This is a genomic window from Sphaerochaeta sp., from assembly GCA_022482495.1.
In the GTDB taxonomy this organism is placed as follows: Bacteria; Spirochaetota; Spirochaetia; order Sphaerochaetales; family Sphaerochaetaceae; genus RUG023.
Window position 1 is genome coordinate 1 of sequence record JAKVPA010000003.1, and the last position, 21,094, is coordinate 21,094.

Here is a 21,094-nt window from a genome sequence, read left to right on the forward strand (position 1 = left end):
CATGCTCTGGAAAGGAATAGTTTTCTCCATCAGTTATAAAAGTCGTGGGAAAATCCGAAGTAACATGATGAATGACTGAGGCATCTTGTGCTTGTTGGGAAGTCCTCCATTCTTTTACACCAAGGTATTGTCTTGCGATAGCTTCCAGTGCTTTTGACAAAGAAGTGTTCTGCCCCATACTGTCAAATTTTGTAATATCATAGGGACCACAAAACAAAAGCGCTCCACGTAACGCTTTTTTGTCAGCGACTTGAGGTAGGTTTGTCCTTTGCGCATATTCAGATGAAGTCTGTGCCACAAGGAACTGAGCCGCAATTTGCGCACCAGCAGAATCACCACCAACAAATATTCTCTGAGGATCAATACCGAATCTTTCCGCATTCTCCAAAAGAAATTGATAGGCCTTTGCCGTTTGAAGAACCGGTGTGGGATATTGTGCGTCAGGCGGCCTGTGTCCAGACATGTTCGCAATTTCATGTTGAATAAGTCATGAGAAGCCACATGCATTATGCAACCTCTTCCAATTTCAATCTCTGTTCAGTCAACGACTGGACACTCACATATGCTCTTTCCGATTGCCACTCCTCCTCATACTCGATGAGGTAGGTGGTGATCAATCGGATGTATGAATCCTTGTTTGGAAAGATACCCTACAACCTTCGAACGTCTACGAATCTCTCGGTTCAATCGCTCCAGGGTGTTGGTGGAGGATATCTTGCGATGGTCGATCTGGTCGAACCGATAGAATTGCAAAGAATCCTCCAATCCCTCTTCCAGGCAGCGGATTGCTTCAGGAAATTGTTTTTCATAGGATTCCATGAATGACTGGGCATAAGAGCGGGCTTGCTTTTCATCAGGTTGCAGCCAGATGTGCTTCAGCTGCTTGGCAAAGCTATCCTTATGACGATGTCCCACATATGCAAGAATATTGCGCATGAAATGAACTTTGCAGCGTTGCCATGATGTTCCTATGAACTCTTTCCTGATAGCTGCCTGTAGGCCCTTGTGAGCATCACTGATACACAACCAGACCCGTTTGACTCCACGGTCTTTCAGATTCTGGAACAAGATACGATACGTTTCTTCAGATTCGTTATGCATCGGTTCTACAGCGAGAATCTGGGCAGTACCATCAAGAGTGACCCCTTTTACTACAAGTACCGCCATACTCACTACATGGCCGTTCTCCCGGATCTTCTCGTATAAGGCGTCAATCCAAAGGATAGGATATTCCGCTTGGAGAGAACGATTCCTGAATTCCTCGACCATCGCATCCAGTTCCTTGTTCACTTCTGATACCTGTGATGCAGAAATCTGTTCGATACCCATGCTCTTGGCAAGCCGTTCGATTTTCCGTGTAGAGATGCCACTTACCCAAGCTTCCTGGATAATCTGCATCAGAGCCTGTTCGCTACGCTTCTTCGCTGTCACAAAGAAGGGTATATACCCACCTTTACGTAATTTCGGGATGGTCAGATACATCGTACCCATCCGGGTATCGAATCTTCGAACCCGAGTGCCACTGAGATGTGTGGTTCGTTCTGTACTGTGTTCGCCTTTTTGGGCTCCTACTTTGTTGGCCACCTCAATCTCCATGAACTTTTCGGTGATCCACTGCAACATGCTCAGCATCGGATCCTCTTCAGTGATAAACGACAGTAGCTTTTTCTCCAGCTCTTTGGTAACATTTGAGTCGGTCATGAGATGTTTTCCCTCCTAGTTTTGTTTGGTTACTTACTAGTATGGGTCTTCTCATGACCAATTTCAATCTACTGTCAAATTGCGAACTTAAGTATACGTGATCGTCAGGCGCAACCTGATAATTGATGGTCGCGGTAACAAAACCACGATCAGCCAACATTACCATATATGGCACGGTCTCTTCTTTTGATCCCGTGATGAAAGCCCCACCGTGTACCCAAAGAATCAAAGGAAGCTTTTCCTCTGTATTCTTTGGCCGGTACACATCCAGTATTTCATTTTTCTTCGGATTTCCATATGGTTGATCTACCCATCCGGTTACACGAGAACGGATCTCATCATAATCATCCGGCAGCACTACAGGACTGCTTTTCGTAAAATACCGCGCAATCGCTCTGATGATCATCCCATCGGTTACACAACCACCCAAAATAAACATAAAAAACGGAACAAAGCAAAACCAAAACAAGATGGAAACGTTGTGTTTGTTTCATGCACACATTAACGCACAACAGTACAGACTTATCAAGATTACGACAACGAAAAAGAGGTCATGCCAGAGACACAACCTCTTTCTCAGGTACGTAATTCTTTTGAAAACTTCAGGTTACTCTCCAGAAACCTCCACGCCCATCATGTTCTCGATCGGTGTTCCTGGGGCAGCCATCGGATACACCTTGTCATCCAACGGAATCTGGCAATCCAAAATCACCGGTTTGCCCAGTGCCAACGCTTTCTTGATGATAGGCTTGGGATCATCCTCAACCCCGATACGGAATCCTTCCGCGCCATACGCGCGAGCCAAACCAATCCAGTCGATCGGCGTATCAAGCGTCGTCTCACTGTACCGCCCCTGATAGAACAACGTCTGCCATTGCCGAACATTCCCCAGCGCGTGGTTATCCATCAACACAATGATGATGGGAAGCTGGTATCTGACGGCGGTAGTTAGCTCATTACTGTTCATCCGCAAGCAACCATCACCGGCGATATTGAACACCCTGCTTTTGGGATTCGCCAATTGCGTACCGATCGCGGCGCCCGTCCCATATCCCATCGTTCCCAACCCACCACTGGTCAGGAAGTGCCGAGGCTGTTCATGCTCCAGGAACATCGCGGACCACAGTTGGTTCTGCCCTACCTCCGTCGTGACGAAGTCCTCAGGTTTCAGACACGCCTGAACCGCCTCGAGAATCTCCCTGGGCCGCTTTGAGTCGGGATTTTGTCGTACTGGATACTTTTTCTTGTATCCCGCGACCGTTTCCATCCATGGCTGATGACTGCAAGGTTTCTTCTCTAGCTCCTTATTGAGCTTTTCCAAAACCAACCCGGCATCCCCGGCCAAATGGCAGAACGTCTTCACATTCTTGTCAAACTCAGCGGAATCCACATCGATCTGGATGATCTTCGCTCCATGGGCGAAATTTGAAGCCTTCCCGATGACACGATCGGAAAAACGAGCGCCGATGGACACCAAAAGATCACATCCGGAAACCGTAATATTGGAAACCTTGGTGCCATGCATTCCGACCATCCCCGTGCAACGCGGGCTTTTTGTCGAAATCGCGCCCGCTCCCATCATGGAGAAACACGCCGGACTATCCAACAGGTCCAGAAAACGTCTGACCTGCTCAGACGCGTTGCTGCTGATCACCCCACCTCCGATGTAGCACATCGGACGTTTGGACTCATACAGCAACTTCAATGCAAGATCGAACTGGTTGGGGTTCAACCGTTTTCCATACCGATGGATGGGTTCCGGTTCCTTCCGCTCATACCCGAACGTCGATGTCATCACATCTTTTGTGACATCCACCAACACAGGGCCGGGACGACCAGAACGAGCGATATGAAACGCGTTCCGTATCGTAGCAGCCAGTTCCGCGATGTCCTTGACGATATAATTATGCTTGGTGATCGGCATGGTGATCCCGGTGATATCCACCTCCTGGAATGCGTCACGCCCAAGCAGATTGAGCGGAACGTTTCCCGTGATGGCAACCATCGGGACGCTGTCCATGTACGCAGTAGCGATTCCCGTCACCAGATTGGTGGCGCCAGGACCACTGGTGGCGATGCAGACACCAACCTTGCCGGTAGACCGTGCATATCCATCCGCCGCGTGGCTTGCTCCTTGTTCATGCGCAGTAAGAATATGCCGTATTCGGCTCTTATTTTGGTATAATGCATCATACAGAGGGAGTACGGTACCTCCGGGATACCCGAAGACCGTATTCACTCCCTGCTCTACCAAGCACTCGATGATGATTTGGGCACCGGTGATTTCCATGCTTACTCCTTGAACACTGCTCCAGTCGAAGCGCTGGTCACCAGTTTGGCGTACCGCGCCAGATAGCCGGTGGTGATCGGACACGGCTTCTTCTTCCAATTCTTCTTCCGTTCGGCAAGCGTCTTCTCATCGACAAGCAATTCCAGTTTCCCTTCCGTGATGTCGATCAGGATCTGGTCCCCTTCCTGGACGAACGCGATCGGGCCACCCTCGGCCGCTTCCGGACTGACATGTCCGATGGACGCGCCACGGGTCGCTCCGCTGAACCGACCGTCGGTGATCAACGCGACGCATTTGTCCAGCCCCATGCCGGCAATCTCACTGGTCGGTGCGAGCATCTCCCGCATTCCAGGACCACCTTTGGGTCCTTCATAGCGGATGACCACCACGTCATTGGGATGAATTTGTTTGCCAAGGATCGCCTTGGTGACCTCTTCCTCACTCTCAAACACCCGCGCGGGCCCTTGGTGGCGCAGCATCTCCGGGGCGACGGCGGCACGTTTGACCACTGCTCCATCCGGTGCGAGATTGCCACGAAGGACAGCGATGCCACCGGTGACGCTGTATGGGTTGTCGAATGGTCTGATGACTTCGGTGTCATAGTTCTTCGCGTCCGCATACTGCTCTCCAATGGTTTTCCCGGATACGGTCTGGGCGTCCGTGTACAACAGATGCCCTTTGTCCAGCTCCTTCATCACCGCCATGACTCCGCCAGCCATGTTCAGATCCTCCATATGGTCTTTTCCCGCGGGGGCCAGATGGCAGAGGTTCGGCGTATGGCTGGAAATCTCATTGGCCATGAAGATGTCCAGCTTGATGCCGGCTTCATGGGCGATGGCAGGCAGGTGCAACATGGTGTTGGTGGAGCACCCCAGCGCCATATCCACCGTCAAAGCGTTGTGGAACGCCTTTTCCGTCATGATGTCCCGAGGGCGTACATTCCGCTTCAGGACATCCATCACGGCGTACCCGGCTTTTTTCGCAAGCCGCTCACGAGCGGAATACACGGCGGGAATCGTCCCGTTTCCGGGAAGCGCGATTCCGACGGCCTCGCACAAGCAGTTCATGCTGTTCGCCGTGTACATGCCGCTGCAGGAACCACAAGTCGGACAGCAGGCATCCTCCCAGGCGCGCACCCCTGCCTCATCCAATGTTCCGGCGGTATACTTGCCCACCGCCTCGAACATCGTCGAGAGACTCATGCCACGCTTGTCCCCACCAGGAACATGGCCGGCAAGCATCGGGCCACCGGAAACAAAGACACAGGGGATGTTCAGCCGAAGGGCAGCCATCAACATGCCAGGGACGATCTTGTCGCAGTTCGGGACAAACACCAAGGCGTCAAACGGATGGGCCTTTGCCATGATCTCGATGCTGTCGGCGATCAACTCACGGGAACAGAGGGAGTATTTCATGCCGGTATGCCCCATGGCGATGCCATCACACACACCGATGGTCGGGATGGCCACCGGATTTCCACCCGCTTCCCGGACGCCGGCTTTCACCGCGTCCACGATTCTGCGAAGCCCCACATGACCGGGAATGATCTCATTGGTGGAATCAACAATGCCGATCATCGGCATGGCAAGCTCTTCCTCCGTCCAGCCGAGGGCCTTCATCAATGAACGATGGGGAGCGCGCTGCACCCCCTGGGTGACGATATGTGAACGTAATTCTTCCATGATCAAATCCTCCGGGCGACCTGATCGCCCATTTCCTTTGTACCGACCTTTTGCATTCCGTCGGTGTAGATATCACTGGTACGGTAACCAGCGTCCAAGGTCTCTCCCACGGCGCGCTCGATGGCGGCCGCTTCCTGCTCCAGACCGAACGAATAGCGCAGCATCATTGCCACGGACAGAATCGTGGCAAGGGGATTGGCGATGTTCTTGCCCGCGATGTCAGGGGCGGATCCATGGATCGGCTCATACATTCCACGGGAACCTTCCCCCAGGGAAGCGGACGGCAACATTCCGATGGAACCGGTGATCTGGCTTGCCTCGTCGGAGAGAATGTCTCCGAACATGTTGCACGTGACGATCACGTCAAACTGCTTGGGATTGCGGACTAACTGCATTGAGGCATTATCCACGTACAGATGGTTCACCGCCACCTCGGGATACTCCGGCGCGATGTTCTCCACGATGGAGCGCCACAGCTGGCTGGAAGCAAGGATGTTCGCCTTGTCCACCGACGTGAGCCGTTTCTGGCGCTTCATGGCGATCTCGAATCCCTTGCGGACGATCCGCTCGATCTCATAGCGATGGTATTCCATCGTGTCGAACGCGCCATCTTCCGTCGTACCACGCTTTCCGAAGTAAATGCCCCCGGTCAGCTCCCGTACCACCATCACATCCAGACCGTCCCCGATGATCTCATCCTTCAAGGGAGATGCGTGCCGTAATTGGGGATACATCATCGCCGGGCGCAGATTGCAGAACAATCCAAGACCTTTGCGCAGTCCGAGCAACGCTTTTTCCGGACGGATGGAAGGATCGACATGATCCCATTTGGGGCCGCCCACCGCGCCGAGCAAGACACTGTCGCTGGCTTTGCACGCGGCAAGCGTCTCATCGGTCATCGGCACGCCGTACCGATCGATGGAGCAACCTCCCAACAGGTAGGATTCACAGACAAACTCATGGCCGTAGGCTTTCCCGACGGCATGCAGTACTTTTACCGCTTCCCCAACCACATCCGGACCAATGCCGTCTCCCGGCACCAGGGCGATGACTTTTTTCATTTCCCTGCCTCCTTGCGCATGTAACCGGCCAGTCCGCCGGCAGCGATCAGATCCTGCATGAACGGGGGGAACGGCTCAGCTGAGTAGCTTTTCCCCGTCGTTTCATCGGTGATCGTCCCGGTGGAAAAGTCCACCTGGACGACATCACCGTCCTTGATGCCATCCACCGCTTCCGGGCACTCCAGGATGGGAAGCCCGATGTTCAGGCTGTTGCGGTAGAAAATCCGGGCGAACGTCCGCGCGATGACGCAGGAGACTCCGCTTTCCTTGATGGCGATCGGGGCGTGCTCCCTGCTGGAACCACATCCGAAGTTCTTGTCCGCCACGATGATGTCTCCCGGTTTCACCCGCCGGATGAACGTCTTGTCCAGGTCTTCCATACAGTGGGAGGCCAGTTCCTTGGGATCGCTGGTATTCAGATACCGCGCAGGGATGATCACGTCCGTATCGACGTTGTCTCCGTAGCGGAATACATTTCCTCTTGCTTTCATCACGCTTTCTCCTCAATGGTCGTGGGATCGGTCAGGTAACCGGTCACCGCGGATGCCGCCGCGACGGCGGGACTGGCGAGGTACACCTCACTCTTCACATGCCCCATGCGGCCGACGAAATTCCTGTTGGTGGTGCTCACCGCCCGTTCTCCTTCGGCGAGAATCCCCATGTGACCGCCGAGACACGGTCCACAAGTGGGCGTCGAGACGGCGCATCCGGCGTCGACGAAAATATCGAACAGCCCCTCATGCATGGCGTCCTGCCAAATCTTCTGCGTGGCGGGGATCACGATGCACCGCACTCCATCAGCAACCTTGTGGCCTTTCAGGAGGTGGGCGGCGGCTTCCAGGTCGGAAAGCCTTCCGTTGGTGCAGGAACCAATGACCACCTGGTCAATCTTCACCCGTGGCATGTCATCGAACGTGTGGGTGTTTTCCGGCAGATGGGGGAACGCCACGGTGCTCTTCAGTTGGGACAGGTCAATGTCGTACGTCTTCACGTACACCGCGTCAGGATCGGCGGTGTAAACAACCGGTTTCTTCGCCCCATGAGCCTCCAAATAGGCGATGGTCTGTTCATCGACCGGAAAGATTCCGTTCTTCGCGCCGGCCTCGATGGCCATGTTGCAGACGGTGAAGCGGTCATCCATCGTCAGGTTGGCAACACCGTCACCGGCGAACTCCATCGACTCGTACAGCGCGCCGTCCACCCCGATCATTCCGATGATGTGGAGGATCAGATCCTTGCCGGACACATACTTGCCCATTTTTCCATGCAGGTTGAACTTCAGCGCCGCCGGCACCTTGAACCAATCCTTCCCCCAGCTCATGCCACAGGCCATGTCCGTCGATCCGACGCCGGTGGAGAACGCCCCCACCGCGCCATACGTGCAGGTGTGGCTGTCCGCGCCGATGATCAGATCCCCGGCGGTGACCAACCCCTGTTCCGGCAGCAAGGCATGCTCGATCCCCACCCGTCCCACTTCGTAGTAATGGGAGATTTGCTGGTCAGCGGCAAACTGCCTGAGGCATTTGCACTGTTCCGCAGCCTTGATGTCCTTGTTCGGCGTGAAGTGGTCGGGGACCAGCGCGACGCGGTCCTTGTCAAACACCTTCTCCTTGCCGAACTTGGGGAACTCACGGATAGCTACAGGACTGGTGATGTCATTTCCCAGCACAAGATCCAGGTTCGCCATCACCAGCTGTCCCGCATGTACGCCATCCAGTCCCGCGTGATGGGCGAGAATCTTCTGTGTCATTGTCATTCCCATGTTATTTCGCTCCTCCGATGCTTTCCACACCGTTCTTGATCAAATAGTATTCAATGCTGTCCACCAAAGCGAGCCAGCTCGCCTCGATGATGTCTTTGCTTACGCCAATGGTCGACCAGCTCTCCTTGCCGTCCGTCGACTCGATCAAAACCCTGACTTTCGAAGCGGTCGCCTCGGAAGCGGAGAGCACCCTTACCTTGTAATCCGTCAGGTGGACGGTCTTCAGCGTCGGATAGAACGGCTCCAAGACTTTCCGGAGCGCCTTGTCCAACGCGTTCACCGGACCTTCCCCTTCCGCCGCAGTGATCGCGGGAGTGTTTCCCCACCAGCACCTTCACCACGGCGTCATGGCTGTAGCCGCTGTTCGGGTCGGCGTACGGCAGGCTCCCGATGGTCTGGTAATGCACCAGCGAAAAGAAGGGATGGTAGGCGGCCAAGTGACGCCGGATGACCAGATCGAACGAGCTCTCCGCGCCTTCAAACTGATATCCGTCCGCTTCCCGGCGCTTGAGGAGATCCATCAGCGCGATGATCTGTGGATCATCCTTCTTCGAGCCGGGAAGCACCGTCCGGATACGATCCAGCATCAACGCGCGCCCGGCAACCTCGCTCATCAGCAACCGACGCTCGTTCCCCACGGAGGATGGCTCGACATGTTCGTAGGCAAGCGGGTTCTTTTTCACCCCGTCGATGTGCATGCCGCCCTTGTGGGCGAACGCCGAAGCGCCGACATACGGCATGGAGTGAGGGATGGCCACGTTGCTGATCTCCGCCACTTTCCTGCAGACGGGGGTCAACCGGGTAAGGCGCTCCCCTCCGGTACATTCCATCCCTTTCTTCAGGACCAGATCCGCCATGATGGTGGACAGGCATGCGTTGCCACACCGCTCTCCGTAGCCCAACAGCGTTCCCTGGACCTGGACCGCGCCGGCATCCACTGCCGCCAGGCTGTTCGCCACGGCGCACCCGCTGTCGTCATGGGCATGGATGCCGATGGGGCAGGAAAACGTCTCCGTCACCGCTTTGGTCACGCGTCCCACCACATCCGGCAGCATCCCTCCCCTGGTCTCGCAGAGCACCAGCGCCTCCACTCCGGCTTCCCGGGCGACGCGCAGACATTCCATCGCGTAGGCGGGATCCGCCTGATAGCCATCGAAGAAATGCTCGGCGTCAAAGAACACCTTCCGTCCTTTCCCCACAAGATACGCCACAGAGTCCCTGATCATCTCCAGGTTTTCCGCTTTGGTGGCATGGAGGATTTCGGAGACCTGGAACGTCCAGGTTTTGCCGAAGACCGCCACATACTCCGTCTCCGCCTCAAGCAACGCGTTGAGGTTGGCATCCTGCTCGGCCGTCTTTCCCTTGCGACGGGTGGAACCGAAGGCGACGAGACGGGCGTGATTGAGGCGTAACTCCTTGGCAGCCCGGAAAAACTCCTGGTCCTTGGCGTTGCTTCCCGGGTTTCCCGCCTCAACGAAGGCGATCCCCAGCTCGTCCAGCGCGCGGGTGATCTTCAGCTTGTCCTCGACGGAAAAACTGATGCCCTCGCCTTGGCTGCCGTCGCGCAGGGTGGAATCGTACAGGTCAATCGTGCGCATGGTTCTGCTTATCCGAATGCTCATAGAGCATGTCATTGGCGAAACTCATCGTGCTGTCCGCGGCGCTCATGCCGCTTCCGGCTGGAAGCTGCGACTCATCCAGCATGTGGTTGACGGCCGAAAGGCAAGAGAGGATCGAAGCCTCGATGACATCGGTGGAGACGCCCCTGCCACGATAGAACCCCGTCCCGTCGGAAATCTTCACCAGGACCTCACCCAACGCGTCACGGTGTTCCGTCACCGCCTGCAGTCCATACTCCTCCAGGCTGAACGGATGCTTGATGATCTTCTCCACGCACCGAAGGGCGCTGTACACAGGACCGGTCCCGAACGCCACTTCCTGGTAGCTCTTGCCGGCCCTCTCCAGCGTGACACACGCCGTGCTGGTGATGGTGTTGCCGCTGTTGACGACGTAATTGACCAGTTTCCAGGCATTGGGATTCGGTTTCTGGCCGTTTTCCACCAGGGCGATCAAATCGCGGTCCTCGATGGTTTTCTTCCGGTCGGCGAGATTCTTGAAATCCTCGAACAGATGGGACATCTGCTCATCGGAAACATGATAGCCCAGCTCTTCCAGACGCTTGCGGAGGGCGTGCACCCCGCTGTGCTTGCCTAGAATCAACGTGGTCTTCTGCACGCCGACCGATTCCGGCGTCATGATCTCGTACGTCCTGCTGTTGGCCATCATGCCGTGCTGGTGGATGCCGCTCTCATGGGCGAACGCGTTTGCTCCGACGATCGCCTTGGACGGGTTGATCTTCACCCCGGTGATGGTGGACAGAAGCCGGGCGGAAGGATAGATCTGCTCGGTATGCACGCCGGTCGCATAGGGATACTCATCGCTTCGGGTACGGACATTCATCACCAGCTCTTCCAAGCTGGCGTTCCCCGCCCGCTCTCCGATGCCACAGACGGTGCATTCCACCTGGCGTGCCCCCGCTTCCACCGCCGCCAGGCTGTTGGCCACCGCCATCCCCAGGTCGTTGTGGCAATGACAGGAAAGGGTGACCTTGTCGATGCCGTCACACTTCTCCCGGACGGTGGTGAACATCGTACGGATATCCTCCGGCGTGGAGTACCCGACGGTATCCGGCAGGTTGATCGTCGTAGCCCCCGCCTTGACGACCGCCTCCACCACCTGGCAGAGGTAATCAAGATCCGTCCGGGTGGCGTCCTCACAGGAGAACTCCACATCCGGGCAGAGATTGCGGGCGTAAGCGACCATGTCCACTGCCTGCTGCAGGGCGTGTTCCCTGGTCATCTTCAGCTTGTACTGCAGGTGCAAATCACTGGTGGCCAGGAATGTGTGGATCCTAGGACGTTTTGCCAGTTTCACCGCTTCCCACGCGGCGTCGATGTCTTTGGTCAACGCACGGGAAAGCGAGGCGACCACCGTGTCGTCCACCGCCGCGGCGATCTCTTTCACGCTTTCGAAATCACCGGGGGAAGCGATGGCGAACCCCGCTTCCAGGATGTCCACACCCAAGAGACGCAACTGTCGGGCCATGCGGAGTTTCTCCTCAAGGTTCATGCTGTATCCCGGGGCCTGTTCCCCATCCCGAAGCGTCGTATCAAATATCAAAATCCGTTCGTTCGCCATTTCGTTTCCCCTCCTTACGCCATCAATTCTGCTTCAGCCAGCTCATCAGCGAGCGAAGACGCTCTCCGACCTGTTCCAGCTGACTGGTCTGTTCCATCCGCTTGGTGGCGTTGAAATACGGCCGTCCGACCTGGTTCTCAAGCAGCCAGTCACGGGCGAACGATCCATCCTGAATCCTGCCCAGGATTTCCTTCATCGCGTCCTTGCTCTGCTGGTTGATCACCTTCGGTCCGGAGACATAGTCGCCGTATTCCGCCGTGTCCGAGCAGGAGGCGCGCATCAAGGTCAATCCGCCGCGGTTGATCAAATCGGTGATCAGCTTCATCTCGTGGCAGCATTCGAAGTACGCCATCTCCGGCTGGTAGCCAGCGGCAACCAGCGTGTCGAATCCCGCTTTGATCAGATGGGAGACCCCACCACAGAGCACCGCCTGCTCGCCGAACAGGTCTGTCTCCGTCTCTTCCTTGAACGATGTCTCGAAAATTCCGGCCCTTCCCGCGCCCAGTCCCTTGGCGTAGGCCATGGCAACCTGTTTGGAGTCTCCGCTGGGATCCTGATGAACGGCGATCAAGCACGGAACGCCTTTTCCTTCCTGATACTGGCTGCGCACTGTGGCGCCCGGCCCTTTGGGGGCGATCATGATGACGTTGACGTCAGCCGGCGGCACGATCTGGCCGTAGTGGATGTTAAAGCCATGGGCGAAAGCCAGATACTGGCCTTTTCTCATGAACGGCCCGATATCATTGGCGTACAGCTTGGACTGCTTCTCGTCGTTGACCAGAATCATGACGATGTCCGCCTTCTTCACCGCTTCGGCGGTGGTCAGCACTTCAAAGCCATCCTCTTCAGCGCGCTTCCAGCTCTTCGAACCCTTGTACAGGCCGATGATGACATGCACGCCACTCTCATGCAGGTTCAACGCGTGGGCGTGTCCCTGGTTCCCATACCCGACGATGGCCACGGTCTTTCCTTCCAACTTCCCGAGATCAGCATCTGAGTCATAATACATCTTCGCACTCATTTCCTTGCTCCCCAAATCGATATTTCCTAGAAGCCATACGGCTCCTATCGAACATACAGCTCATTCGTCCACCACGCCCAGTTCCATCTGCGAGGAGGGGCCGCGTCCCAGCGCGGTGATGCCGGTACGCACCATCTCGACAATCCCATACTCCTTGCACAGGTCAATGAACGACGCGATCTTGTCAAGGCTGCCGGTGATCTGCAGCGTGATGGCGGTGCTGGCCACATCCTCCACCTTGGCCTTGAAGATCTCGGCCAGTTCGATGATGTGGGTGCGGGTGTCCTCCGTCGTGGCGATCTTGATCAACACCAGCTCCTTCTGGATGGAATCGGCAGGGATCATTTCCGCCACGTTGATCACATCGACCAGTTTCTCCACCTGGTGCTTGATCTGCTCCACCACATCACGACTACCGGTCACCACGATGGTGATGCGCGAGACCGTCTCGTCCTGCGTCTCCCCCACCGAAAGGCTGTCGATGTTGTAGCCCCGTCTGCTGAACAGGCCTACGACACGCATCAATACGCCGCTGCGGTTATAGACCAAAATGGAGAGAGTGTAACGATTGCCGGTAGTAGTTTTCATGTCGGATGCTCCTTCTTGCATATGAAAAGACGCTTCGCCAGGCGAAGTATTGAACCCACGGACCGTAACAGATTGAAGAATCTGCCGCCGTGGTTAGCAAATGACGACGAGTAGAATGGTAAGAAGGGTAATCAGAAGGAGGGAGAGGACAGGCAACAGGAGGGAAGATGCAGAAAAGTAAAAAGCGGTCGCGGTGGTGCTTTTCTGCATCATCGTACAGTTCATCTGATTCTTCCTGTCCATTGCGAATTTCACGGTCCAATCCTCCAGGCCGAACGGCCTTTTCCTAGATTGATAGCAAAAACGGATGGAGAATGTCAAGTACTCATACACACAATGCATGAATATGCAAAAAGCTTTCACTTTTCTTTGAGTTTTGTTGGTGGTATACTGTTTTCTATGCGGAAGACGGTTGCAATGTTCTGTGAGATTGCCGTTGCTGGAGCGTTCGGAATCTGGTTCCGGAGGAGCGATCTGGCCGTCACCGCGTCCATCGGGCTGGCCCTTGGCGCGTTGCTTGGACGGTATGACGGAGACGTGGTGATCTACCCCATCGCCACCCTGCTGGTCATCCTGGCGTTCCGTGGCGTCATCGTGACGATGATCGATCGATGGAGTCTTGTCCTTGTGGCGTTCCATTGGATCTGGTACGCGTTCCTTGTGTTGCTCGCCATTTCCCTTGTCCGACAAATCATCAGCTCCCGTTTCTGACCGACTAGCACAAACCGTTCCAATCATTTATGATGGGAAGGCAGCACAAGGCAGGAAAGTATGGGGTATACGGTCATTCTGGTGGAAGATGAAAAAATCGTGCGGGATGAGCTCGCCGCGTCCATCGGATGGGAACGGCTGGGGTTGACGCTTGGTCGGCACCGGCGGCGGATGGCCTTGAAGGCGAAGCGATGATCAAGAAACTGGATCCTGACATCGTCATCACCGACATCCGTCTTCCCGGCATCGATGGGTTGACCATGCTGGCGCGTTGCCCGGTAAACCACGCGATTGTTCTTTCAGGACATACCGATTTCAGCTATATGAAACAAGCCATCCGGCTAGGGGTGTTCGACTACCTGCTCAAGCCGGTGGATGACGACGAGTTGGAAACGACCCTGTCCAATCTGGTGGTCAAGCTTCGGGAAGAGGATGTCGACTACGAACGGCTCCGCAAGACGAAAAACGCCACAGGGGAGGAGTTGATCCCCCTTCCCCATTCGGTGAACAACCATGTGGTGGACAACGCCATCAGCTTCATCGCCACAAACTATGGAAAGCCGGTCGGGCTGCAGGAAGCCGCCACGTTCCTTGGACTGTCGGAGAGTCATCTCTCCCGTCTGTTCAAAGAGGTCACCGGGCTGAATTTTCTGCAATACCTCAACGCCTGGAGAATCAACAAGAGCGTTGAGTTGATGCGGGATCCGAAACGTAACATCGGGGAGATCGCCACCAGTTGCGGATTCCCCACTCCCGGCTATTTCGCAAAGATTTTCAAACGCTTTTCCGGGGTCACTCCTACCCAGTACCGGGATGAGCACCCGTCGATCTGACGATGCGGACCTACAGCCTGTTCTCCCGTCTGATCACCAGTTTTCTCATTGTCATGCTGATTCCTGTGGCGGCATTGGCAATTTATTATGCCTCGTGGGGAAACCGAAATCTGGAACATGCGCTCACGCAACAGGCACGCTCAACGGTGGAACAGGACAGCATTGAGCTTGGGGATCTTCTGGAAGGATACCGTCACAAAGCGTACGTGCTCAGCACCTCCCCTCTCACTGTTGACCTACTGAAAAAAGACAGTCCGGATGCCGATGAGGCGGAGAACAAGGAAGTGTACTCCCTGTTGTTCACCACAATGAAAGGGGACACCTATCTGGCCAGCGCCCATGTGGTAAGCGACTCCGGCAATGTCCGGCTCTCCACCCATGATTTCCCTGATCTGTACGATCTCCGGTTCCATACCAACCAGTGGGAAAGTTCCGGAGTGGCGGCGCAAATGGAAACCAACCGTACGGCAAGTGTCATTTCCCTCAGCGGACGGATGACCAGCGAAACCGGCAAGGCGATTCTTGTCACCATCATCCGTCGCGTCTATGACGAACAAGGCAACAATCTGGGCTATGTGATCGTCGAGGTGTTTACCGACGCGGCGGAAGCGATCCTTGACCGGGATTCGACGCTCTCCGACGAGTTGGTGATCGACCCCCACCGCTTCTACGCCAAATCGTTGGCCAACCCCTCTCTTGTCGGAGGGTTCGACAAGTTCCCGTACCTTGCGGCGGTGACCAATCCGGAAGAAGGCGTCTCTACATCGGGCAACACCATTGTGGCCATCACGCCGATCAAGAACACCACGCTTTCTTTGGCGGGGGCGGTGTCCTCGGCGCCGTACGCCGGCAACCTCAGGCAGGTACTGCTCATCATGCTCCTGGCTTTGGGACTGGGGATTATCGTCTCGGTAGTGTTCGCCTCACTGTTCTCCCGCTCCCTTTCCAAACCGGTCAAACGGCTGGCCCAGTCGATGAAAGCGGTGGAAGACGGCAATCTCCAGGCACAGGTGGCGGACTCCCGGATTACGGAGATCAACCAGCTTGACCACTCGTTCAACGCCATGGTGCGGCAGATCACCAGCCTGATGGACCTGTCCAGGGAAGAGGAAGCCAAGCTCGCCGAAGCGGAACGGAAAGCGCTGGAAAGCCAGATGAACCCCCACTTCCTGTTCAACACGCTGAACACCATCAAGGCGCTTGCAAAGATCCACCACGAGGATGAGATCTACACCATTTCCATCAAACTGGGGAAACTGCTCCGCTCCACGGTGGATAACCATGAAAGCGAGTGTTCCATCAAGGAGAGCATGGAGCTGGTGGACAGCTACCTGACCATCCAGGAGATCCGCTTCGGAGAGAAACTCCACGTACAGGAATCCGTGGAGGAATCCACACGGGACGTGATGACCCCCAAGTTGATCATCCAGCCGATGGTGGAGAACGCCATCGTCCACGGACTGGAGCCCAAGGCGGGGGACTGGCACCTTTCCATCACCATCAGAGAACGTGGCGGGATCCTCTCCATCGTCATCCACGATGATGGCATCGGCTTCGACCGCTCCACCCTTCCCTCGGATCTGGATGAACTGGACGGCAGCGGGCACGTCGGGCTGTACAACACCTACCGGAGGCTGAAACTCCGCTACGAGGCCCAGGCTGCCTTCTCGTTGGAAAGCGAACCGGGTGGGGGCACGACGGTCACCATGCTGATGCCCGCAATCCACAAGCGGACGGAAACCGAAGACGACTACAAGGAAAGCAGCGCGTCCCGGGAATCCGAGGAGCGATAGTCATACAGCACGGTGCGCATCCCCACCTGGGAAGCCGCCTGGATATTGCATTCGTAATCATCTATGAACCACGCTTGGCCTGCGGTATAGCCTTCCTTCTGGAGAATGTACCGGTAGTACTCCGGTTCCGGCTTGGACAGGCGGATCACATGGGAGGGATAGGTGGCGTCAAACAGTTCGTCCGTCAGCCCCATCCCGGAAAGAATATCCCAGTGGGGGCCGAAGGTATTGGAACCACAGACCACCCTCTCTCCCCGTCCTCTGAGCCGCCGAATGACCTGGATGGCGTCCTCGTTGGGACGAGGATGGAAAAACGTCGCGAACGGCTCATCGGAAATGGTCACGCCAAAACGGCGTTGCCAGTGCTCCCAATAGGCGCGTGTGGGAAGGGAACCTTCCATCAACGGGACTTCATACGCCCGAAAATCCGCAAGGAACGCGTCCTTGTCCACCCGATCCTGATAGGCGTCGATGATCGCCTCCAGACAATGGATATGGGTGATGACGACATTGCCCATGTCAAACACATACAACATACCAACTCCTCTTATTTCCGTTCATCAAGCAATTCCTGCAGGTTCGCCTTCAGCGTGACATACGCCTTCTGTGGTGAGACTCCGGAAAGCATCACGGACTCCACGGCATTTCCCAAAAGCTCTTGGATCCGGGCGCTGTCAGAGCCATGATACACCATGTGGCTGCGCGAAAGATCATGGAGAAACACGTTTCCATAAGGAAGATCACGGAACGCCCGGGAGTAGACCACTTCCCGGGTGGGTTGGACGAGCGACGCCCTTTCCAGATACTGGTCTCCGTGATCAAGCAGGAAACCGATCAACTTCCACGCAGCCTTTTGCGTCCGTAGATCGCTTTTCGCGTTGACCATCAGATAATGGACGTAGGCGGAAGCGGACACCTCGTTGACGGCATGCGCAAACTGGGGGAATGGAACGACCATCCACTGCCCGCTCTGATAAAATTCGGGATACTGTTTGCGCATCCGGCTTTCCTGGTACAGTCCGGAGAGCGCCATCGCCGCGGTGGCGTCACCTCCAGCGAATGACGAGCGGGCGTTCTTGTACGTGGGGGAGCCAAGGTTCACCCCCCCAGGCCCCCACGCCTGCATGAACGACAACACCGAGATCCACGCGTCCTCCCCGACAACGGCCGTCTTCCCATCCGCGCTGACCAAGGCGCCCCCGAGCTGTTCCACCATCGGGACAAGGAAGTTCAGATAATACGGATAACGAAAATCAAAGCCCCGTTTCTTCAACACGGCGCCATCCCGCACCACCATTTTCCGGGAAAGGGAAACAACATCCTCCCACGTGCGGGGATAATCCTTCTCAGCATCCAGCCCGATGGCGGAAAACGCGTTCTTGTTCAGGTACAGGCACCAGTTGGTGTATTCCAGGGGCAGCCCATAGATGTCATTCCTGACGGTGACCCCATCGAATACTCCATCGATATAGGTATCCAGCAGATCCTGCCGGGAATCGAACCCGGCGGCAAGGTAATCCACCGGAGCGACGTATCCCCGGGCGATCAACGGATACTCGCTTTCCACGGGAAGGTTGAACATGTCCGGCCCCTGGCCGGCGGCAAACGCCCTGGGGATCAGATCGATCATCTCCGAAGAGGTGTACTCCACACGATTGATCCGCACGTCGGGATTCCGCTGGATAAATTGGGCGATCAACTCCTGTTCTAGGGCCGCTCGCGCTTCATCCTGATGGGTCCAGTACGTAATGGTCACGGGAAGCGGCGTTTCCTCTTTTTTCCGCTGGCACGCGAAGAACAGCCACGCCACAAGCGGGATCACCGTAATGGCCAGCAAGATGATGGCGTACCGTTTCCTCATGCGTCCATGGTACTCCAATCCTTTGGATTTGCAAACGAATTTTCAGTCGATGACCACCGCGAAACCGGAAGCAGGCTCCACCGTGCCGACCACCACCGCGCCGGGCAATGCAGCCACCAAACGTTCCGCGTCCCCAGGAGGAAGAGAAAACAGCAAGCCACCGCTCGTCTGGGGATCGCAGAGCAGGTCCTTCAGATTCTGGGGAATACGCTCGGCGAACGACACATGGGGGGAGACATAATCAAGGTTGTGGTACATCCCCTCGGGAAGCAGGCCGTAGGAGGCGGCTTCCAATGCGCCAGGCAGGATAGGGACCGCGGCGGAATGGATGTGGAAGGTCACCCCGCTTGCCTGAGCCATCTGCATGCCGTGTCCCAACAGGGAGAAACCGGTCACATCGGTGGCGGCATGGACGGACAAGGGCCGCGCCGCGTCCCGCGCCTTCTTGTTCAGCGTGGTCATGCTGGCGACCGCTCCTTCCAGATACACCGGATCATCCAGCATTTCCGCTTTCGCCGCGGTGACGATCACCCCGATGCCCAGCGGTTTGGTCAGTATCAGAACATCACCCGGTTTCGAGCCTTTGTTTGACCAGATGGTCCCTTTCTTGGCGAAGGCGGTTACGCACAGCCCGTACTTCGGTACGGCGTCGCTGATGGTGTGCCCGCCGGCGATCACCGCGCCGCTCTCCGCGACCTTGTCCTGACCACCCCGGAGAATCTGCTCCATTACGGACAGTTCCAGACAAGAGGGGAAGCAGAGCAGGTTCATTGCCACGGCGGGCTCCGCCCCCATGGCGTAGATATCAGACAAGGCGTTGGCCGCGGCAACTTGGCCGAACGTGTACGGGTCGTCCACCATCGGTGGGAAAAAATCCACCGTCTCGATGGCCACCGTATCACCTTCCACCTGGTACACCAGAGCGTCATCGCTGGATTCGAACCCTTCCAGCAACCGGTCACTGTGCATCACCGGAAGTCGGGAGAGCGTGTCATGCAGTTTCTGGGGATCCAGCTTCGCGGCGCATCCGCTTACCTTCACCATACTGGTCAGTTTCACCATCACCCATGCCTCCATACACACACATACCCCTCCCCTTCCGGGCGGTACACGCCGTCAAGATCCGGGGAGGAGACACAATCCCACGAAGGAGCCGTGTAGACGACGCACGTCCCGCACGAGGCGGACAAGGAGCGGGGCACCGGCCTGAGGTAGGCTGCGCACCCCCGTTTCTCCACATCCGTCTTGAACCGCAACGCGCCATAATGGCTGAAGAACGTCGCCGTCCAAGTCTCCATTATTTCTTCAGATCCAGCGTCCAGCCATCCACCGTCACGGTGTATCCCACCGCTTTGGCGTACCGGGTGACATTCTCCAGCGCAGCGCGGTCATCCACCAGCACCTTCAGTTCCTCCGGCTTGTCAGCCAGCGCCTTCTTCGTCATAACCACCGGTTGGGGGCATGACAATCCCCTGGCGTCAATCTCACGCATATTGTTCCTTTCCTTTCTTCGTAATGATCATGCCGCACGCAACCAGGAATGCCAAGCATACGATCACCATGACCTTTCCGTTGGTCGTCGGTCCCTTGCCGGAAGAGGCCAGGGAGAAGTTGTGGGCGAACGCGGCGCCCATCACCATGCCAAGCACCGACATGGCGCTGTCCGTGTTCCCCTCACCGGCCAGGATCACCTGCCGGAGCGGGCAGCCACCCAGCATTACGGCGGCAAGCCCTACCACGGACATGCCGAGGAAGTTCCACAGGCCGGAAGTATGGGCCACCGGCTGGTCGGCGAACGAAAGATGGAACGTTCCCGTAGCCAGTGACCAGATCAACGTAAACAGGAAGATGAAGAGCGGAGCCATGATCAACGTAGAGTCCTTGAACAGGATCAGATCACGGATGCCACCGGCCATGCAAAGTCTGCTGCGCTGGGCAAGGGCGCCGACCAACAGTCCGATGATCAGGGAAGCGGCAACCGGCGCGTGCATCGCACCCGGTCCGGAACCCGCCTTGCTGAAGGCAAGCAACGTGGGGAACGCGAACAGGAGCACCAAAAGCACCACCTGCAGTCCGGAGAACACCGTTCCTTCCAAGCGTCCCAGCATCTGGCTGCGCCCCAACGAGAAACCTCTGTTGAGGAACAGCGTCCCGACCCACACGCCACCAGCAAACCCGAACAGACCGATCAAGGCGTTCAAGTCACCGGCGCCCAGACGGAGCACCATCCGAAGCGGGCATCCCAAGAACACCAGCGCTCCGACCATCATGCAGAAGCCGAACAGAAATCGGAGCATCGGGGACGAACCGCCTCGCGGCTGGAATTCCCCTCGAGCCATGGAGAGGATGAACGCGCCCAGCACCATGGCGGGAATTTCCGGCCTGAGATACTGGACGGCGCCCGCGTTCTGCAGATGCAGAGAACCGGCGATATCCCGGATGAAACACGCGATGCAGAACCCCATGTTCTTGGGATTCCCCCACAACACCAACAACGCTGCGCCCAACCCCACCAAGACACCGGTAGCGGCGAGCACTTTCTTTTCCTTTGTGATCGTCATAGGCGCAGTATACCATTATGTTTTTCACCATG

At 56.4% G+C, this 21,094-nt stretch carries 19 protein-coding genes and 2 pseudogenes; 3 read left to right on the forward strand and 18 right to left on the reverse strand.

Features of this window, described 5'->3' with window-relative positions; all coding sequences use genetic code 11:
* From LKE28_04090 to ilvN, 12 genes and pseudogenes are all read right to left on the reverse strand, one after another.
* Nucleotides 1-463 (reverse strand): alpha/beta hydrolase (locus LKE28_04090; GenBank protein MCH3907433.1); only part of this gene is annotated, 463 nt, incomplete at its 3' end.
* A gap of 43 nt (nt 464-506) precedes the next feature.
* A pseudogene (locus tag LKE28_04095) lies at nt 507-1,701 on the reverse strand (IS256 family transposase).
* Nucleotides 1,643-2,170, reverse strand: a complete 528-nt coding sequence (locus LKE28_04100; protein MCH3907434.1) for a carboxylesterase family protein — start codon at nt 2,168-2,170, stop codon at nt 1,643-1,645. Before LKE28_04100 ends, LKE28_04095 begins: the two are co-directional and overlap by 59 nt.
* 138 nt (nt 2,171-2,308) lie before the next feature.
* Nucleotides 2,309-3,991, reverse strand: a complete 1,683-nt coding sequence (ilvB, locus tag LKE28_04105) for a biosynthetic-type acetolactate synthase large subunit (protein MCH3907435.1) — start codon at nt 3,989-3,991, stop codon at nt 2,309-2,311.
* A gap of 2 nt (nt 3,992-3,993) precedes the next feature.
* The gene (gene ilvD, locus LKE28_04110) at nt 3,994-5,673 is read right to left on the reverse strand and encodes a dihydroxy-acid dehydratase (GenBank protein MCH3907436.1); all 1,680 of its coding nucleotides are present in this window, start codon (nt 5,671-5,673) and stop codon (nt 3,994-3,996) included.
* 2 nt (nt 5,674-5,675) lie between these two features.
* Complete coding sequence (leuB, locus tag LKE28_04115; GenBank protein MCH3907437.1) at nt 5,676-6,734, reverse strand: 3-isopropylmalate dehydrogenase; 1,059 nt, start codon at nt 6,732-6,734, stop codon at nt 5,676-5,678.
* Nucleotides 6,731-7,225 carry a 3-isopropylmalate dehydratase small subunit gene (leuD, locus tag LKE28_04120; protein ID MCH3907438.1) on the reverse strand — a complete coding sequence of 165 codons (495 nt, stop codon included), beginning with the start codon at nt 7,223-7,225 and terminating at the stop codon, nt 6,731-6,733. The genes leuB and leuD overlap by 4 nt, the downstream gene beginning before the upstream one ends.
* The gene (gene leuC, locus LKE28_04125; GenBank protein MCH3907439.1) at nt 7,225-8,496 is read right to left on the reverse strand and encodes a 3-isopropylmalate dehydratase large subunit; all 1,272 of its coding nucleotides are present in this window, start codon (nt 8,494-8,496) and stop codon (nt 7,225-7,227) included. The genes leuD and leuC overlap by 1 nt, the downstream gene beginning before the upstream one ends.
* Nucleotide 8,497: 1 nt before the next feature.
* A pseudogene (cimA, locus tag LKE28_04130) lies at nt 8,498-10,094 on the reverse strand (citramalate synthase).
* The gene (locus tag LKE28_04135) at nt 10,081-11,694 is read right to left on the reverse strand and encodes a 2-isopropylmalate synthase (GenBank protein MCH3907440.1); all 1,614 of its coding nucleotides are present in this window, start codon (nt 11,692-11,694) and stop codon (nt 10,081-10,083) included. The pseudogene cimA and the gene LKE28_04135 overlap by 14 nt, the downstream one beginning before the upstream one ends.
* Nucleotides 11,695-11,716: 22 nt before the next feature.
* Nucleotides 11,717-12,715 carry a ketol-acid reductoisomerase gene (ilvC, locus tag LKE28_04140; GenBank protein ID MCH3907441.1) on the reverse strand — a complete coding sequence of 333 codons (999 nt, stop codon included), beginning with the start codon at nt 12,713-12,715 and terminating at the stop codon, nt 11,717-11,719.
* A 60-nt stretch (nt 12,716-12,775) separates the two neighbouring features.
* On the reverse strand, nt 12,776-13,303 hold the full coding sequence (gene ilvN / locus LKE28_04145) for an acetolactate synthase small subunit (protein MCH3907442.1): 528 nt from the start codon (nt 13,301-13,303) through the stop codon (nt 12,776-12,778).
* A 399-nt stretch (nt 13,304-13,702) separates the two neighbouring features.
* Here ilvN and LKE28_04150 point away from each other — a divergent pair, with 399 nt between their 5' ends.
* From LKE28_04150 to LKE28_04160, 3 genes are all read left to right on the forward strand, one after another.
* Nucleotides 13,703-14,014: a hypothetical protein gene (locus LKE28_04150; GenBank protein ID MCH3907443.1), complete on the forward strand. Its 312-nt coding sequence runs from the start codon at nt 13,703-13,705 to the stop codon at nt 14,012-14,014.
* A 191-nt stretch (nt 14,015-14,205) separates the two neighbouring features.
* Entirely contained in the window at nt 14,206-14,847 is a 642-nt protein-coding gene (locus LKE28_04155; GenBank protein ID MCH3907444.1) for a helix-turn-helix domain-containing protein, read from the forward strand.
* 2 nt (nt 14,848-14,849) lie between these two features.
* Nucleotides 14,850-16,640, forward strand: coding sequence for a sensor histidine kinase (locus LKE28_04160; GenBank protein ID MCH3907445.1), 1,791 nt, complete (start codon nt 14,850-14,852; stop codon nt 16,638-16,640).
* Here LKE28_04160 and LKE28_04165 read toward each other — a convergent pair.
* The 6 genes from LKE28_04165 to LKE28_04190 are packed head-to-tail and all read right to left on the reverse strand — an operon-like array spanning nt 16,598 to nt 21,062.
* Nucleotides 16,598-17,176: an HAD-IA family hydrolase gene (locus LKE28_04165; protein MCH3907446.1), complete on the reverse strand. Its 579-nt coding sequence runs from the start codon at nt 17,174-17,176 to the stop codon at nt 16,598-16,600. The two genes, LKE28_04160 and LKE28_04165, sit on opposite strands and share 43 nt — an antisense overlap.
* Nucleotides 17,177-17,187: 11 nt before the next feature.
* Nucleotides 17,188-18,501 carry an extracellular solute-binding protein gene (locus tag LKE28_04170; protein ID MCH3907447.1) on the reverse strand — a complete coding sequence of 438 codons (1,314 nt, stop codon included), beginning with the start codon at nt 18,499-18,501 and terminating at the stop codon, nt 17,188-17,190.
* A gap of 42 nt (nt 18,502-18,543) precedes the next feature.
* A complete protein-coding gene (selD, locus tag LKE28_04175) occupies nt 18,544-19,563 on the reverse strand; it encodes a selenide, water dikinase SelD (GenBank protein ID MCH3907448.1) in 1,020 nt (339 codons plus the stop codon).
* Nucleotides 19,563-19,799 carry a DUF3343 domain-containing protein gene (locus tag LKE28_04180; GenBank protein ID MCH3907449.1) on the reverse strand — a complete coding sequence of 79 codons (237 nt, stop codon included), beginning with the start codon at nt 19,797-19,799 and terminating at the stop codon, nt 19,563-19,565. The genes selD and LKE28_04180 overlap by 1 nt, the downstream gene beginning before the upstream one ends.
* Entirely contained in the window at nt 19,799-19,993 is a 195-nt protein-coding gene (locus LKE28_04185; GenBank protein ID MCH3907450.1) for a sulfurtransferase TusA family protein, read from the reverse strand. Before LKE28_04185 ends, LKE28_04180 begins: the two co-directional genes overlap by 1 nt.
* On the reverse strand, nt 19,986-21,062 hold the full coding sequence (locus LKE28_04190; protein MCH3907451.1) for a YedE-related selenium metabolism membrane protein: 1,077 nt from the start codon (nt 21,060-21,062) through the stop codon (nt 19,986-19,988). The genes LKE28_04185 and LKE28_04190 overlap by 8 nt, the downstream gene beginning before the upstream one ends.
* Nucleotides 21,063-21,094: the final 32 nt, after the last annotated feature.

Bases quoted from the DNA above. Each gene is read 5' to 3' on its own strand.
- ilvC (MCH3907441.1), bottom strand. From the start codon at position 12,715: ATGAGTGCGAAGATGTATTATGACTCAGATGCTGATCTCGGGAAGTTG.
- leuC (MCH3907439.1), bottom strand. From the start codon at position 8,496: ATGGGAATGACAATGACACAGAAGATTCTCGCCCATCACGCGGGACTG.
- LKE28_04160 (MCH3907445.1), top strand. From the start codon at position 14,850: ATGCGGACCTACAGCCTGTTCTCCCGTCTGATCACCAGTTTTCTCATT.
- leuD (MCH3907438.1), bottom strand. From the start codon at position 7,225: ATGAAAGCAAGAGGAAATGTATTCCGCTACGGAGACAACGTCGATACG.
- leuB (MCH3907437.1), bottom strand. From the start codon at position 6,734: ATGAAAAAAGTCATCGCCCTGGTGCCGGGAGACGGCATTGGTCCGGAT.
- LKE28_04190 (MCH3907451.1), bottom strand. From the start codon at position 21,062: ATGACGATCACAAAGGAAAAGAAAGTGCTCGCCGCTACCGGTGTCTTG.
- LKE28_04180 (MCH3907449.1), bottom strand. From the start codon at position 19,799: ATGGAGACTTGGACGGCGACGTTCTTCAGCCATTATGGCGCGTTGCGG.
- LKE28_04135 (MCH3907440.1), bottom strand. From the start codon at position 11,694: ATGGCGAACGAACGGATTTTGATATTTGATACGACGCTTCGGGATGGG.
- ilvB (MCH3907435.1), bottom strand. From the start codon at position 3,991: ATGGAAATCACCGGTGCCCAAATCATCATCGAGTGCTTGGTAGAGCAG.
- LKE28_04165 (MCH3907446.1), bottom strand. From the start codon at position 17,176: ATGTTGTATGTGTTTGACATGGGCAATGTCGTCATCACCCATATCCAT.
- ilvN (MCH3907442.1), bottom strand. From the start codon at position 13,303: ATGAAAACTACTACCGGCAATCGTTACACTCTCTCCATTTTGGTCTAT.
- LKE28_04150 (MCH3907443.1), top strand. From the start codon at position 13,703: ATGCGGAAGACGGTTGCAATGTTCTGTGAGATTGCCGTTGCTGGAGCG.
- selD (MCH3907448.1), bottom strand. From the start codon at position 19,563: ATGGTGAAACTGACCAGTATGGTGAAGGTAAGCGGATGCGCCGCGAAG.
- ilvD (MCH3907436.1), bottom strand. From the start codon at position 5,673: ATGGAAGAATTACGTTCACATATCGTCACCCAGGGGGTGCAGCGCGCT.
- LKE28_04155 (MCH3907444.1), top strand. From the start codon at position 14,206: ATGATCAAGAAACTGGATCCTGACATCGTCATCACCGACATCCGTCTT.
- LKE28_04170 (MCH3907447.1), bottom strand. From the start codon at position 18,501: ATGAGGAAACGGTACGCCATCATCTTGCTGGCCATTACGGTGATCCCG.
- LKE28_04185 (MCH3907450.1), bottom strand. From the start codon at position 19,993: ATGCGTGAGATTGACGCCAGGGGATTGTCATGCCCCCAACCGGTGGTT.